General features: G+C 34.2%; 18 protein-coding genes and 1 pseudogene. 14 read left to right on the plus strand and 5 right to left on the minus strand.

Going from position 1 to position 13,356, the window contains the following annotated elements; translation table 11 throughout:
* Both ACI32A_RS02945 and ACI32A_RS02950 read left to right on the plus strand, forming a co-directional pair.
* Positions 1-290, plus strand: a pseudogene (locus ACI32A_RS02945) (hypothetical protein); the annotation flags it as partial.
* Positions 290-598 (plus strand): hypothetical protein, encoded by a 309-nt coding sequence (locus ACI32A_RS02950; protein WP_439753533.1) that lies wholly within the window; start codon positions 290-292, stop codon positions 596-598. The pseudogene ACI32A_RS02945 and the gene ACI32A_RS02950, both read left to right, overlap by 1 nt.
* 5 nt (positions 599-603) lie before the next feature.
* On the opposite strand, the gene ACI32A_RS02955 is transcribed toward ACI32A_RS02950, so the two are convergent.
* Entirely contained in the window at positions 604-1,371 is a 768-nt protein-coding gene (locus tag ACI32A_RS02955) for a type III pantothenate kinase (RefSeq protein WP_439753534.1), read from the minus strand.
* Positions 1,365-2,567 carry a bifunctional phosphopantothenoylcysteine decarboxylase/phosphopantothenate--cysteine ligase CoaBC gene (gene coaBC / locus ACI32A_RS02960; protein WP_439753535.1) on the minus strand — a complete coding sequence of 401 codons (1,203 nt, stop codon included), beginning with the start codon at positions 2,565-2,567 and terminating at the stop codon, positions 1,365-1,367. The genes ACI32A_RS02955 and coaBC overlap by 7 nt, the downstream gene beginning before the upstream one ends.
* Positions 2,568-2,644: 77 nt before the next feature.
* Here coaBC and ACI32A_RS02965 point away from each other — a divergent pair, with 77 nt between their 5' ends.
* The 4 genes from ACI32A_RS02965 (at position 2,645) to ACI32A_RS02980 (ending at position 5,030) form a co-directional block, all read left to right on the plus strand.
* A complete protein-coding gene (locus tag ACI32A_RS02965; RefSeq protein WP_439753536.1) occupies positions 2,645-3,778 on the plus strand; it encodes a glycerate kinase family protein in 1,134 nt (377 codons plus the stop codon).
* The gene (locus ACI32A_RS02970) at positions 3,775-4,272 is read left to right on the plus strand and encodes a hypothetical protein (protein WP_439753537.1); all 498 of its coding nucleotides are present in this window, start codon (positions 3,775-3,777) and stop codon (positions 4,270-4,272) included. Before ACI32A_RS02965 ends, ACI32A_RS02970 begins: the two co-directional genes overlap by 4 nt.
* 78 nt (positions 4,273-4,350) lie before the next feature.
* Positions 4,351-4,740: an inorganic diphosphatase gene (locus ACI32A_RS02975; RefSeq protein WP_439753538.1), complete on the plus strand. Its 390-nt coding sequence runs from the start codon at positions 4,351-4,353 to the stop codon at positions 4,738-4,740.
* Between the two features lie 2 nt (positions 4,741-4,742).
* Positions 4,743-5,030, plus strand: coding sequence for a hypothetical protein (locus ACI32A_RS02980; RefSeq protein WP_439753539.1), 288 nt, complete (start codon positions 4,743-4,745; stop codon positions 5,028-5,030).
* On the opposite strand, the gene ACI32A_RS02985 is transcribed toward ACI32A_RS02980, so the two are convergent.
* From ACI32A_RS02985 to ACI32A_RS02995, 3 genes are read right to left on the minus strand one after another with little or no spacing between them, the layout of a single operon-like run.
* Positions 5,031-5,942, minus strand: coding sequence for a GNAT family N-acetyltransferase (locus ACI32A_RS02985; RefSeq protein WP_439753540.1), 912 nt, complete (start codon positions 5,940-5,942; stop codon positions 5,031-5,033).
* Positions 5,939-6,142: a hypothetical protein gene (locus tag ACI32A_RS02990; protein ID WP_439753541.1), complete on the minus strand. Its 204-nt coding sequence runs from the start codon at positions 6,140-6,142 to the stop codon at positions 5,939-5,941. Before ACI32A_RS02990 ends, ACI32A_RS02985 begins: the two co-directional genes overlap by 4 nt.
* Positions 6,143-6,153: 11 nt before the next feature.
* The gene (locus tag ACI32A_RS02995; protein ID WP_439753542.1) at positions 6,154-6,753 is read right to left on the minus strand and encodes a YigZ family protein; all 600 of its coding nucleotides are present in this window, start codon (positions 6,751-6,753) and stop codon (positions 6,154-6,156) included.
* A 74-nt stretch (positions 6,754-6,827) separates the two neighbouring features.
* Here ACI32A_RS02995 and ACI32A_RS03000 point away from each other — a divergent pair, with 74 nt between their 5' ends.
* The 8 genes from ACI32A_RS03000 to atpC all read left to right on the plus strand — a co-directional run bounded on the left by ACI32A_RS03000 (position 6,828) and on the right by atpC (position 13,303).
* The gene (locus ACI32A_RS03000; protein WP_439753543.1) at positions 6,828-7,148 is read left to right on the plus strand and encodes a PTS lactose/cellobiose transporter subunit IIA; all 321 of its coding nucleotides are present in this window, start codon (positions 6,828-6,830) and stop codon (positions 7,146-7,148) included.
* Positions 7,149-7,246: 98 nt separating this feature from the next.
* Positions 7,247-8,062, plus strand: a complete 816-nt coding sequence (locus ACI32A_RS03005) for a F0F1 ATP synthase subunit A (protein ID WP_439753544.1) — start codon at positions 7,247-7,249, stop codon at positions 8,060-8,062.
* 13 nt (positions 8,063-8,075) lie between these two features.
* Positions 8,076-8,393, plus strand: a complete 318-nt coding sequence (locus ACI32A_RS03010; RefSeq protein ID WP_439753545.1) for an ATP synthase F0 subunit C — start codon at positions 8,076-8,078, stop codon at positions 8,391-8,393.
* Between the two features lie 8 nt (positions 8,394-8,401).
* Positions 8,402-8,881, plus strand: a complete 480-nt coding sequence (locus ACI32A_RS03015; RefSeq protein ID WP_439753546.1) for an ATP synthase F0 subunit B — start codon at positions 8,402-8,404, stop codon at positions 8,879-8,881.
* Positions 8,874-10,631 carry a F0F1 ATP synthase subunit alpha gene (atpA, locus tag ACI32A_RS03020; protein ID WP_439753547.1) on the plus strand — a complete coding sequence of 586 codons (1,758 nt, stop codon included), beginning with the start codon at positions 8,874-8,876 and terminating at the stop codon, positions 10,629-10,631. The genes ACI32A_RS03015 and atpA overlap by 8 nt, the downstream gene beginning before the upstream one ends.
* A complete protein-coding gene (gene atpG / locus ACI32A_RS03025) occupies positions 10,609-11,508 on the plus strand; it encodes an ATP synthase F1 subunit gamma (protein WP_439753548.1) in 900 nt (299 codons plus the stop codon). Before atpA ends, atpG begins: the two co-directional genes overlap by 23 nt.
* Positions 11,505-12,902 (plus strand): F0F1 ATP synthase subunit beta, encoded by a 1,398-nt coding sequence (gene atpD / locus ACI32A_RS03030; protein ID WP_439753549.1) that lies wholly within the window; start codon positions 11,505-11,507, stop codon positions 12,900-12,902. Before atpG ends, atpD begins: the two co-directional genes overlap by 4 nt.
* 2 nt (positions 12,903-12,904) lie before the next feature.
* On the plus strand, positions 12,905-13,303 hold the full coding sequence (atpC, locus tag ACI32A_RS03035) for an ATP synthase F1 subunit epsilon (RefSeq protein ID WP_439753550.1): 399 nt from the start codon (positions 12,905-12,907) through the stop codon (positions 13,301-13,303).
* The last annotated feature ends 53 nt before the right edge of the window (positions 13,304-13,356 follow it).

Below are 13,356 nucleotides of genomic sequence, written 5' to 3' on the forward strand. Positions count from 1 at the left end.
GCAATGAAATGGATGCAAATCAGCGTTATGATGAAATCTATAAAAAAGGCGAAGAGAGTGGAATCAAGAAAGGTGAAGTAATTGGAATCAAAAAAGGCGAAGTAATTGGGCTCAAAAAAGGTGAAGTAATTGGAATCAAGAAAGGTGAAATAATTGGGCTTAAAACCGGTTTACGAAAAGCAGTCTATTCTATGTCACAAAAAGGAATGGGTGCATTAGAAATTGCGAATTTACTGGATGAACCAATTGAAACAGTTCAAGAAATCCTAAATGAAAAAGAGGGTGTATAATGAATCTAGTAAGTGAAGATGAAAAAAGATGGATCCAGGAAATGTATATTCAGCGCAATGAAATGGATGCAAATCAGCGTTATGATGAAATCTATAAAAAAGGCGAAGTAATTGGAATCAAAAAAGGTGAAGTAATTGGGCTCAAAAAAGGTGAAGTAATTGGAATCAAGAAAGGTGAAATAATTGGGCTTAAAACCGGTTTACGAAAAGCAGTCTATTCTATGTCACAAAAAGGAATGGGTGCATTAGAAATTGCGAATTTACTGGATGAATCGATAGAAGTGGTTAAAGAGATTTTAAAGGAGTGAATTTCTCACTCCTTGTTTTTTTCATAAATAACTTTAAGACCTTTGAATATTAATTCACGATCATAGAAATCAATTAAGTTAGTGTGTTGGAATACAATTTTTCCTAAGCCCCCAGTTGCGACAACTTTAAAGTCTTTTTTGCATTCTTTTTTAAACTGGCGAATTGTATATTCAACACCGCCTAAGTATTGATAAAAAATACCGGCTTGCATTTCTGTTTTTGTGTTTTTTGCCAAAATAGTCTTTGGTTGCTTGATTTCAATTTCAGGTAATTGAGCAGTTTGTCCCCAAAGCGCATTGGCTCCTGTTTCAATTCCAACCGAAATAGCGCCTGCTTTAAAACAACCGTTTTCATCGACATAATCATAAGTGGTAGCCGTTCCAAAATCGACAATAAGAACAGGGCCTCCATATGTATAATAAGCACCCGCTGCATCCGCAATACGATCGGCTCCCACACTTTTTGGATTTTCCAATTGAACACTGATGCCAGATTTAACGCCTGGACCTACAATAATGGGTTCAATTCCATATATTTTTCGAATTCCATTCACAAATGAGTGCATGACTTTAGGAACCACACTTGAAACAATAATAGCTTCAATATCTTTTTTTGATACATTGGAAGCATTTAAAAAAGTGCTCATTAAAAAACCATATTCATCGGATGTACGACGAACTTTTGTTGTCATTCTATAATTGGCAAGAAACGTATCTTTATCAAAGATACCAATTGTAATATTTGTATTTCCAATATCAATAGCAATTAACATGTTTTGCGTCCTTCTTCTATTTCTTTAAGTGTTTTAAGAATTTTAACACCCAATTCTTCTTTTGTCATCTTTGGAAGATGAATTCTTTCGTTATTTTTGAATAAAGTGACAACATTGGTATCGGTTTTAAAACCTGCACCTTTTGTGAATAAATTATTCGCAATCAACATATCGCAATTCTTTGACACTAGTTTTTTATATGCATTTTCTTCCAGATTTTCTGTTTCCATCGCAAAACCACAAATCACTTGATTTTCTTTTTTATGTTGGCCTGCATAAGCTAATATGTCTGGATTTTTAATCATATGGATTACCATGGATTCATCGTTTTTCTTGATTTTTTGTTCAGATATTTGTTCAGGACGATAATCTGCTACAGCAGCTGCCATAATAATATAATTTGAATGTTCTAAATGTTCTTTTACAGCTTCAAACATTTCAACTGCACTTTTTACAGAAACAATAGAAACACCATTTATTTCTTCACATTGTGTTGGACCACTGATGATAGTGACATTGGCACCCATATCTTTAGCGGCTTTAGCAATCGCATAGCCTTGTTTTCCACTGGAATGATTGGAAATAAAGCGAACAGGGTCTATAGCTTCTTGTGTTGGTCCAGCTGTAATTAATACATTTTTTCCTTTTAAAGTATTGTCTTCTATAAATAAATGGTCAATAGCTTTAACAATGGCATCCACAGAAGGAAGTTTTCCTTTTCCTACATCGTTACAAGCTAATAAACCTGTATCCGGTTCTAAAACAATATATCCTAATTCTTTTGCTTTTTTCAAATTCTGTTGTGTCACTTCATTTTCGTACATATGTACATTCATAGCTGGACAAATCATTTTTTTTGTGTGACAAGCTAAAAAAGTAGTTGTTAAAAAGTCATCGGCAATTCCGTGTACGACTTTTGCAATCACATTGGCACTAGCAGGAACAATCACAAAACAATCTGCCCATTTAGCTAATTCGACATGTTCAATGGGATCTTCAATATTGGGATTAAATAAATCACAATAACAATGGTTATGGGAAAGTGTTTCAAATGTCAAAGGTGCTACAAATTCAGTGGCATGCTTTGTCATTAATACTTTAATTTCATAGTCTTTTTTTGATAATTGACTAACAAGGTCACAAGCTTTATAAGCAGCAATTCCGCCACTTACGCCTATACAAATATGTTTTTTCATATTTTCCTCCGCATTTACGTTTTTCTTATTTATTATATTCTTTTTAGGAATTCAAGACAATGTGATAAAATAAGGATATGAAAATAATTGTAGCGTGTGATTCATTTAAAGGATGTATGACAAGTCAACAAGCCAATGAAGCCATTGCGAAAGGCATTCAAAAAGCGAATCCAAACCATGAAATATATTGTTCAAGTATGGCAGATGGCGGAGAAGGAACGGCACAGGTTTTAGGGCAATGTCTACATGCGACTAAAATAGATGTCAAAACATTGGATGCGTATGGAAAAGAAATCATGACGTATTATTTTATCACAAAAGACAATACTGCCATTTTAGATGTGGCAAGTTGTATTGGCTTAAGTATGGTTGAAAAAGATAAAAGAAATCCTTTTATTGCTAATTCACGAGGCGTTGGCATTATGATGAAAGATGCCATGAAAAAAGGATGTAAAAAAATGGTAATTGGCTTAGGAGGAAGCAGTACCAATGATGGGGGAATGGGCTTATTGAATGAATTTGGTATAGAATTTTACAATAAGCACATGGAACCATGTAAAGCCAATCCATATGGACTCAAAAATATGGTCTATATCAATAAGAAAAAATTTATAAAACCAAATATTGAAATAACGGTTGCCTGTGACGTGAATATTCATTTATTAGGAGAAAAAGGAACCACACATTTTTTTGGCAAACAAAAAGGTTTTTACCGAAATCAAATGAGTGAAGTCGATTGCTGGATGAAAAATTATCGGGATTGCATGCAACATACTTTTCATGTTGATTTGGACTCTTTTGAAGGTGGAGGATGCGCCGGTGGGATTGGCGCTTGTTTAATGGGCGTCTTTGATGCCAAGAGAATGCCAGGCGCACAATTAGTGGCTTCTATGTCAAATTTGGAACAACACATTCAATCTAGTGACTTAGTTATTACAGGGGAAGGTCAGACGGATTTACAGACAGAATATGGAAAAGTTCCTTTTGAAGTATTAAATATCGCAAAGAAATACAATGTACCTACTATTTGTTTGAGTGGTGCTTTAGGCATTGGCTATCAAAAACTATATGAACACGGAATGGCTGGCATTTTTTCAAGCAGTGATCGGGCTATGACGTTTCAAGTTGCAATTGATAAAGGCGCTGAAAAACTAGAAAATCTGGCGTATTCGATTATTCATTTAATGGATCATTTACAGGGGGATATATGAAAAAAATAAAATATATAATTATGATTTGTGTGTTGTGTTTTTTTAGTGGATGTACAAAATCAGATCCTTATCAGCAAATTGAAATCACAACACAAGAACTACAAGAAAAATTAGAAAATAAAGAAACATTTAATTTCATGGTCATTCGTGAAAACTGTGATTTTTGTGCATCATTGGAAAATTATATTGAATTAACAAAACAAGAACACAATGGAATTGTATTATATACATTGGATTCCACTGATTTTGATTTTTCAAGAGAAAATGAAGACGATTGTTTGTCTTCTTCCACAAGTGAAGGCCAATATTTATTAAGTTTATGTCCATATTTTTTATATACACCTACTATTTATGTAGTACAAGATGGACAAATTGTGACAAGTGGAATTGGGTTCAATGATATGAATAAAAGTGTATCCATTTGGCAATTGGATTCGTTCATTGATTTTAATACAGCCGATGAAATTGAATTCTGGGATTTTATATCGGACTGAAAAAATTTTCATTGTTTTGAAAATGAATTGAAATTTTTTTGAAAATACCATATAATACATTTATATGGGAGGAAAACTATGACTGAAATAGAAAATAATGCTACTTTTTGGCAGAAAATTGATACGATTTTATTATCGAGCAATATCACAATTGATCGACCAAAAGGAACATGTCATTTTAAGTATAAAAATTTAATTTATCCCGTTGACTATGGTTTCTTATCCGATACATTGGGATCGGACCAGGCACCAATTGATATTTTTGTAGGAAGCAATGAATCGAATTCAGTGGGTGCCATTGCGATAAGTGCAGATGTGTTAAAAAAAGATTGTGAAGTTAAATTATTGCTGGGATGCAGTGAGGAAGAAACTTTATCCATTATGGAGTTTTTGAATCAAACAGAATTTCAGAAGGCTATCTTGATTCATCGAGGAAATGAAATTCCTTCATGGGCAAATGAGGATTAACGATGCACTGTCATCGTTTTTTTGATATCATGGAATCCTTTGATATTACACAAGCACTTTATTATTTAAAACAAAAGTATGTACTTTATTGTCTGGAATCAAATGTTATTTTATATGAAAAAGAAAATCAGATTGTTTTAAGTCATGAAAAATGGCATTCAAATATGAATATCGATGATTTTCAACAATCTTTTTGTTCTTGTCATTTTCAACTTCTTCCTAAACAAGAAGAAACCATTTCCAAAGAAAAAGATGATGAATACTACCAATGGCGTTTTCATCATCAATAATTATTCAATGACATGCATCCAAATGGGTTTTTCCAGGGAATCAAAGAAAGAAGCGGCATTACCAACTTCTTGATTTGCCCATTGAGAAAACAATTTATAGTGATTTAAACGAGCCAGGATGCATCCATAGTGTCGTGGATAATCCAATAAAAATAATTTTTCAAATCGTTCAAATTCACTTCCAATAAAAGTTAAAGCCGGAAAACGCAAACTCAAATAATGAAAACCATCATAAATGGCTTGACTATCTAAATATATTAAATAATCAATTTTTGCGTATTCCTTTGTGCCTTTAAAGACAATGAAACCACGAATTTCATTGTCTTTTTTCATGACAAGTATTTTCTTTTGAGATTGAAGAACAAATTGAATTTGATTTTCAAATTCTTTTTTACTATAGCGAATACTTCCATCAAAACAAGACATAAATTCACAATAAACAGGATATAAATCTATGGAATCATTGTAAAGAACTACATTTTTTTCATTTCCTTTTTCACATTTATCACTTCCCAGTGAATACAATAAAGTTTTAGAAACAAGTGAGAAACTTCTGGTTTCAAATAATTTTGGAAAAGTAGTATAAACAATGGTCAATAAATCATTGCAGGCACTTTTTTCTAAGGCAGCATCCAATAAAGAAGAAAAATACTTTTGCTGGCGATAATCAGGTAAAGTTGCTGCCATAGTAATGACCATAGACGTACAAGATGAACCATTGTGGAAAAAGAAACGGCGCTTTGTTTGTAGACACGAAACTACTTTATTATCAACTACCATGCAAAACATAGACGAAGCATCGAATTCATGTTTCATCCAGGCTTTGATTTGTGTTTTATCCATATTCAGCAAAGACTTTTCCAATAAAGATTGAATGTCTTGTTCTAAACCGATGGCATTATGTAAAATCATTGCGCATCATCCTCGTATTCTGTAAATTCCACGTCAATGACTTTTTCGTCTTGTTGAGTAGAAGGAACATCTTTTTTTCTGGTTTTGATCCAATAACCAATAAGAGAAATCAATACGATAAAAGGTAGTGCATAAATAAAAACAGGAAGTATAACACAAAAAAGAATTAATAAAATTAGAATTAAAAATAGATATTGCATATAAATCTCCTTTAGATTATTTTTTCTTTTTCAATGTCTTGTATATATACAGGCTTTACAAGTCCATTTGTGAGTTCTAAAATATCTTTTGAAATATCGTTTTCCACGATATATGTATAGTGTACCATGTCATTGTAGTCCATTGATGTGATTTCTATGTTGTTTTTTCGAAAATATGCATCGATTTTTCCAATAAAATCATAGGAAAACGAAATCTTATATTCATGAAACATCATAGATTGTGTTAATGTGGCTTTTTCTAAAGCCAGTTGAATACTGGAACTATAGGCTTTGACCAATCCCCCGGTTCCTAATTTGATGCCACCAAAATAGCGAACGACAACTGCAAAAATGTCTTGTATGTTTTGGTGTAATAAGACATTTAACATGGGGTGACCTGCACTTTGGGCGGGCTCACCATCGTCATTGGAGCGAACAATATTGCCTATAATCATGCATGTACAATGATGTGTGGCATCGGGATATTTTTTCTTGATGAGTTTTAGAAATTCTTTGGCATCTTCTTCACTTTGACTGCGATGAAGATATGTAATGAATTTACTTTTTTTAATTTCTATTGTATTTGATACATCTTCTTTAATCTTTGGCATATTTGTATTATAACGGATTCTTTTCAATTTTAAAACACGTGATAAAATATAGGAAAAAAGAAAGGACATTTTGTATGGAAAAAGATATTAACCAAATTTCTTTTGAAATCATTGCCTATGCTGGACAAGCTCGCAGCTTTGCGTTTCAGGCGCTGCAAGAAGCCAAAAACCATAATTATCAGCAAGCACAGGAACTTTTAAAACAAGCTGGTGAATCCAGTGTAAAAGCACATCAGGCACAAACGGATTTATTGTTTGATGAAATGAATGGCAATCAAAATGAGGTCAATGTTTTATTGGTGCATTCACAAGATCATTTGATGACATCAATGTTGGCGCAGGAATTGATTGAGGAATTAATTTTAATGTATAAAAAAATGGATGCGGATCAATGAGGGTCATTTTAAATGACCTTTTTATTTTTTGTTTGAAGTTGTTGCGTATAAGTGATACATTAAGGAGTGAATTTAAAAATGATAAGGAAAGGAGAGTTATGAGCAAAAAACAAAGAATTAAAAACATTATTGTGATTTTATGCCTTGCGATCATCTGCTTAGTGGCTTCCTTTTTATGTAAAGGAAACACAAGCACAGAAAGTATACAGGAAGTAATGAAAGATGGAGTGCTGCATGAAACTAATAAAATCAGTTTGTTTGGATTTATGGATGTAAACCCTGGATTGGTTTCTGGTTTTGTTGTAACAGGAATAATCTTATTCATTGCTCTAATGATCCGACTCTTTTTGATTCCTAAGTTTAAGATGGTTCCATCTAAACCACAAATTATAGTGGAAACCATTGTGGGTTACTTTGTGAATCTGGCAAAATCCAATAGTCCACATCGCAACAAATTTTTAGGAGCTTATATATTTGCAGCGGGTGTATATATTTTTATAGGAACTTTATCCGAGTTGTTTGGAATTCAACTAATTACAGCACAAGGATTGAGTGTTTCCATGTCGGCGCCTTTATCCGATATCAATGGAGCTATTTCACTTGGATGTCTATCATATCTTGTGATTTTATCTGGTGGAATTGTGAGTAATGGTATAAAAGGTGTTGGAAAAACATTAAAAGATTTTTCGTTACCTATTTCAATGAGTTTTCGATTATTTGGAGCTTTATTGAGTGGATTACTGGTCACAGAACTTGTGTATTACTATATTCAATTGAGTTTTGTTTTACCAGTCATTGTAGGAATACTATTTACTTTATTACATGCTTTAATTCAAGCATATGTATTGACAATGTTGACGGCTTTATTCTATGGAGAAGTCAGTGAACCAAGTCAAAAAAAGGCAAAAGCCTAGAAAGAGGGAAACTATGAAAAATTCAGTAAAAAGTGTTGTTTCAAGTGCGACAGCCAGTACGATTTTATTTTTAAGTAATATATCTGTTTTTGCGGCCGATGCATCCGTGACAGGAAGCAAAGCGTATGCAGCAGCCATTGCGATTGGATTAGCAGCAGTGGCAGGAGCCATTGCCATGGGAATGGCCATTAGCAAAGCCGCTGATGGAATTTCTCGTCAACCAGAAGCAACAAGTAAAATTCAAACGGTTTTAATGTTGGGACTGGTTTTTATTGAAACAGCAATTATTTATGCTTTGATTGTTGCGATTTTGATTATCTTTGTATTATAGGAGTTACCATGCCTTTAAATATTAATTTTCAACAAATTTTTCTTCACTTATTTAATTTTATAATCTTATTTGGTGGCCTTTATATTTTATTATATAAACCTGTAGTTGATTTTATGAATAAAAGAGAAAAATATTATGCGAATTTAGAACAAGAAAAAGAACAAGCTTTGAAAGAAGCTATGAAGTCAAAGGCACAATATGAGAAGCAGCTTCTATCTTTTAATGAAGAAATGGCACAAAATAAAGCAAAGGCCATTAAAGAAACAGAAGAACTTGTGAATTCTCGTATTCAAAGTGCCAAAGAAGAGGCGGATAAAATTGTTCATGAAGCCTATAAAAATGCGGATCTTCAACACGCAAAAATGATAGAAGAAACGAAGGAGGAAATTACGGCTTTGGTTTTAGAAACGACACGAAAAGTTTTGGAAACAGAAGACATGTATGAAGAATTTGTAAAGGCAGCCTCTCAAGGAGATATGCATGAATAGTTCTAAGGTTGCGATTTTATATAGTGCACAAAAGCCAAAGGAATCGCAGAAACAAGAAATTATTTATTTTTTAGAAAAGAAATATGACTGTGAAATTCTTTTGAAATTTGAATTAGACGAATCTTTAGTTAATGGTTTTCGAATTTCTGTAGAAGATGATTTTTATGACTGGTCCATTGAATCTCGAATCCAGCAACTTCAATTTCAATGGAAGCAAGCTTTAAAACAATCCAGTGAAGATATTATTCCTTTATTGCAGGACACTTTACAACATTGGACACCCAAGGCCATGGCCAGTCAAATTGGTCATGTTATAACTGTAGGCGATGGAATTGCTACAGTCAGTGGATTAAAACATGCTTGTTATGGTGAAATTTTAATTTTTTCACAAGGTATTCGTGGAATGGTGCAAGACTTACGAAAAGATGAAATTGGTTGTATCTTGTTTGGAGATGATCGTGATATCGTGGAGGGAAGCATTGTTCGTCGAACAGGTAAAATGGCCGGGATTCCAGTAAGCGATGAATGTATTGGACGTGTTGTTGATGCTTTAGGAAGTCCTATTGATGATTTAGGTCCCATTCAGGCCAAGGAATACTATCCCATTGAAAGAAGCGCCCCTTCTATTATTGAAAGACAACCAGTAAATACACCAATGGAAACTGGATTGTTAGTGATTGATTCGATGTTTCCGATTGGAAGAGGACAAAGAGAATTGATTATTGGGGATCGACAGACAGGAAAAACATCTGTGGCATTGGATACCATTGTCAATCAAAAAGATAAAGACGTCATTTGTATTTATGTCGCCATTGGACAAAAAGCCAGTTCAGTTGCTCAGCTTTGTCAGAACTTAAAACAAAGAGGAGCGATGGAATATACAACAGTTATCTGTGCTACAGCTAGTGAAAGTGCTCCTATGCAATATATTGCCCCTTATGCAGGATGTTCTTTAGGAGAATATTTTATGCATAAAGGAAAAGATGTATTGATTATATATGATGATTTATCGAAACATGCCATTGCGTATCGTGCATTAAGTTTATTATTAGAACGCTCTCCAGGTCGAGAAGCCTATCCAGGTGATGTATTTTATTTGCATTCTCGTTTATTAGAGCGTTCAGCGCATTTATGTGATGCATTAGGTGGAGGAAGTTTAACAGCATTACCAATTGTGGAAACACAGGCAGGAGATGTATCTGCCTATATTCCAACGAATATTATTTCCATTACCGATGGACAAATCTTTTTGGAAAGTAATTTATTCTTTTCAGGGCAAAGACCAGCTGTTAATGTTGGGTTATCGGTTTCTCGTGTAGGTGGCGATGCACAAACAAAGGCTGTTAAACAAGCAACGGGTTCATTGCGATTGGACTTGGCACAATATCGTGAAATGGAAGTTTTTACACAGTTTTCTTCGGATTTAGATGAGTCCACAAAGAATCAATTATTATATGGACAAGGACTAATGCGTATTCTGCGTCAACCGCAGTTTTCGCCTTTACAACAAAATGAACAAGTCTATATTTTAGTAGCAGCTTTGAATCGAGTTTTTATGGATGTTTCATTGAAAGATATTGATTATTTGAAACTTCAAATGGTGAAATATATTGATGCCAAGGCACCTGAAATTGGAATTGAAATCAAACAAACTAAGAAATTATCACAAGAAAATAAGGATCGCATTGTTTCGCTTTCAAAAGAATTTATAGAAAAGAGTAAAGAAAATGGCGTCCACAAAGGAAATTAAAAATCACATCAATAGTGTAAAAGATACACAGAAAATTACCAATGCGATGTATTTGATTTCGTCAACAAAACTTACAAAAGCAAAAAAAGAATTAGATCAGACGCGTGCTTTTTTTCAATATACGCAAAATGAAATCAAAAGAATTTTCCGTCGTGCTCCCGACATTGAATCTCGTTATTTTTATCCACCAAAAGATGAACCACCTTTAAATGGAACATATGGGTGTTTAGTTATTACAGCGGATAAAGGATTGGCAGGGGCCTATAATTTAAATGTAATCAAGGAAACGGAAAAATTATTAAAGAAACATGAAGACACAAAATTATTTGTGGTAGGGGAATATGGGCGTCGTTATTTTATGAAACACAATATTCCCATTGAACAAAGTTTTCTATATACAGCTCAAAATCCAACAATGGATCGTGCTCGAGAAATTTGTTCTATTTTATTGGAAATGTATGACAAAAAGAAATTAGACAAAATTTATGTTGTTTATACGGACATGGAATCGAGTATTCAAGAAGAAGCAAAAACATTTCGTTTATTGCCTTTTCATCGTTTTGAATTTATGAAAGAAAATGAACTGGAAACGGATTTTGAATTTGTTCCTTCTTTAAAAACTGTATTGGAAAGCATGATGCCAAGTTATATTGCTGGTTTTATTTACAGTGCATTGGTAGATAGCTTTTGTTCGGAACAAAATGCGCGTATGACAGCTATGGACAGTGCTAATAAAAATGCGGAAAAAATATTGGCGGAATTACAAGTTGAATATAATCGCGTGCGACAAGCGGCTATTACCCAGGAAATCACAGAAATCAGTGCTGGGGCCAAGGCACAACGTCAAAAGCGTAAGAAAAAGGGAGGTTCACAATGAACATAGGTAAAATTGTTGAAATATCTGGACCTGTAGTAGATGTTTATTTTGAAAAAGGTCCTCTTCCTAAAATTAAGGATGCCTGCAAAATTATGGTAGGACAAAAACTACGTGTTATGGAAGTGGCTCAGCATTTAGGAGATAATACAGTTCGCTGTATCATGTTAGCGCCTAGTGAAAACATGGCAAGAGGAATGGAAGTTATGGCTGATGGGAAAACGATTGAAGTACCCGTTGGAGATTGTGTACTAGGTCGTATGTTTAATGTATTGGGAGATCCCATTGATGGAAAAGAAAATCTTCCAGAGTCTACAAAGAAATGGTCCATTCATCGCAAAGCACCACTTTTTTCTCAGCAGAAGCCAGCTGTGGAAATATTGGAAACAGGAATTAAGGTTATTGATTTGCTGGAGCCTTATCCAAAAGGTGGAAAAATTGGATTGTTTGGAGGCGCCGGAGTTGGAAAAACTGTTCTGATTCAGGAATTGATTCATAATATTGCCATGGAACACGGTGGATACTCCATTTTTACAGGTGTTGGAGAAAGAAGTCGTGAAGGAAATGATTTATGGCAGGAAATGAATGAAAGTGGTGTCAGTAAAAAAACAGCACTGGTTTTTGGTCAAATGAATGAAAGTCCAGGGGTTCGTATGCGTGTGGCTTTATCTGGATTAACAATGGCTGAATATTTTAGAGATCGGCAAAATAAAGATGTACTTTTATTTATTGATAATATTTTCCGTTTTGTACAAGCCGGGAGTGAAGTATCGACTCTATTGGGTCGAATGCCAAGTGCGGTAGGCTATCAGCCAACTTTAGCCAATGAGATGGGTTCTTTACAAGAAAGAATCACATCCACTAAAAATGGTTCCGTTACATCGGTTCAAGCTGTATATGTACCAGCCGATGATTTAACAGACCCGGCACCTGCCACTACGTTTACACATTTGGATGCCACAACTGTCTTGTCACGAAAAATATCGGAACAAGGGATTTATCCGGCTGTAGATCCGCTAGAATCGTCTTCTCGTATTTTGGAAGCCAATATTGTAGGTGAAGAACACTATGAAACTGCGCGAAAAGTGCAGGAAGTGTTACAAAAATACAATGAGCTGCAAGATATTATTGCGATTTTAGGTATGGATGAATTAAGTGATGAAGATAAAAAAATCGTGAATCGGGCTCGAAAGATACAGCGTTTTTTATCGCAGCCATTCCATGTTGCGGAAAAGTTCAGTGGAATGAAAGGAGTTTATGTGCCTTTAGAAAAAACCATTGAAGGATTTAAGAAAATTGTGGATGGTCAAATGGATGAGTATCCGGAAGCCGCTTTTTTCAATGTTGGAACCATTGAAGATGTTATTGAAAAATCCAGACAAATGACAGGAGAATAAAAATGAATTTTTTTCTTCATATTATTGCCAGTGATCGTATTTTTTATGAAGGAGAATGCGAATCCTTAGTGATTTCAACACTCGATGGTTTGATTGGAATTATGGCCCAACACAGCAATATGATTTGTAGTGTTGTACCTGGTCAGCTTCAATTTCAAGTGCCTGAAAAACCTAGAGAAATTTGTTCCATTGGTTCAGGCATGATCAAAGTTGAAAATAATGATGTTTTAGTGTTATTGGATACCATTGAAAGACCTGATGAAATTGATGAAAAACGAGCAAAAGAAGCGGTGGCAAGGGCCAAGGAAGAGTTGTTGCAGAAACAAAGTATTCAGGAATATAAATTGGCGCAGTTGCATTTGGCTCGTGCCTTGAATCGTCTAAAAGTAAAATCTCATTAAAGGGGCTGTAACGAGTAAATAACCCTAAAATAAAAAAATTGCGCTAATCATAG

It is taken from the genome of Floccifex sp. (assembly GCF_051873555.1).
Classification (GTDB): domain Bacteria; phylum Bacillota_I; class Bacilli_A; order Erysipelotrichales; family Erysipelotrichaceae; genus Floccifex.

Excerpts from the sequence above, each read along its gene's own strand:
- ACI32A_RS02950 (WP_439753533.1), top strand. The coding sequence starts at position 290 with ATGAATCTAGTAAGTGAAGATGAAAAAAGATGGATCCAGGAAATGTAT.
- ACI32A_RS02955 (WP_439753534.1), bottom strand. The coding sequence starts at position 1,371 with ATGTTAATTGCTATTGATATTGGAAATACAAATATTACAATTGGTATC.
- coaBC (WP_439753535.1), bottom strand. The coding sequence starts at position 2,567 with ATGAAAAAACATATTTGTATAGGCGTAAGTGGCGGAATTGCTGCTTAT.
- ACI32A_RS02965 (WP_439753536.1), top strand. The coding sequence starts at position 2,645 with ATGAAAATAATTGTAGCGTGTGATTCATTTAAAGGATGTATGACAAGT.
- ACI32A_RS02970 (WP_439753537.1), top strand. The coding sequence starts at position 3,775 with ATGAAAAAAATAAAATATATAATTATGATTTGTGTGTTGTGTTTTTTT.
- ACI32A_RS02975 (WP_439753538.1), top strand. The coding sequence starts at position 4,351 with ATGACTGAAATAGAAAATAATGCTACTTTTTGGCAGAAAATTGATACG.
- ACI32A_RS02980 (WP_439753539.1), top strand. The coding sequence starts at position 4,743 with ATGCACTGTCATCGTTTTTTTGATATCATGGAATCCTTTGATATTACA.
- ACI32A_RS02985 (WP_439753540.1), bottom strand. The coding sequence starts at position 5,942 with ATGATTTTACATAATGCCATCGGTTTAGAACAAGACATTCAATCTTTA.
- ACI32A_RS02990 (WP_439753541.1), bottom strand. The coding sequence starts at position 6,142 with ATGCAATATCTATTTTTAATTCTAATTTTATTAATTCTTTTTTGTGTT.
- ACI32A_RS02995 (WP_439753542.1), bottom strand. The coding sequence starts at position 6,753 with ATGCCAAAGATTAAAGAAGATGTATCAAATACAATAGAAATTAAAAAA.
- ACI32A_RS03000 (WP_439753543.1), top strand. The coding sequence starts at position 6,828 with ATGGAAAAAGATATTAACCAAATTTCTTTTGAAATCATTGCCTATGCT.
- ACI32A_RS03005 (WP_439753544.1), top strand. The coding sequence starts at position 7,247 with ATGAGCAAAAAACAAAGAATTAAAAACATTATTGTGATTTTATGCCTT.
- ACI32A_RS03010 (WP_439753545.1), top strand. The coding sequence starts at position 8,076 with ATGAAAAATTCAGTAAAAAGTGTTGTTTCAAGTGCGACAGCCAGTACG.
- ACI32A_RS03015 (WP_439753546.1), top strand. The coding sequence starts at position 8,402 with ATGCCTTTAAATATTAATTTTCAACAAATTTTTCTTCACTTATTTAAT.
- atpA (WP_439753547.1), top strand. The coding sequence starts at position 8,874 with ATGAATAGTTCTAAGGTTGCGATTTTATATAGTGCACAAAAGCCAAAG.
- atpG (WP_439753548.1), top strand. The coding sequence starts at position 10,609 with ATGGCGTCCACAAAGGAAATTAAAAATCACATCAATAGTGTAAAAGAT.
- atpD (WP_439753549.1), top strand. The coding sequence starts at position 11,505 with ATGAACATAGGTAAAATTGTTGAAATATCTGGACCTGTAGTAGATGTT.
- atpC (WP_439753550.1), top strand. The coding sequence starts at position 12,905 with ATGAATTTTTTTCTTCATATTATTGCCAGTGATCGTATTTTTTATGAA.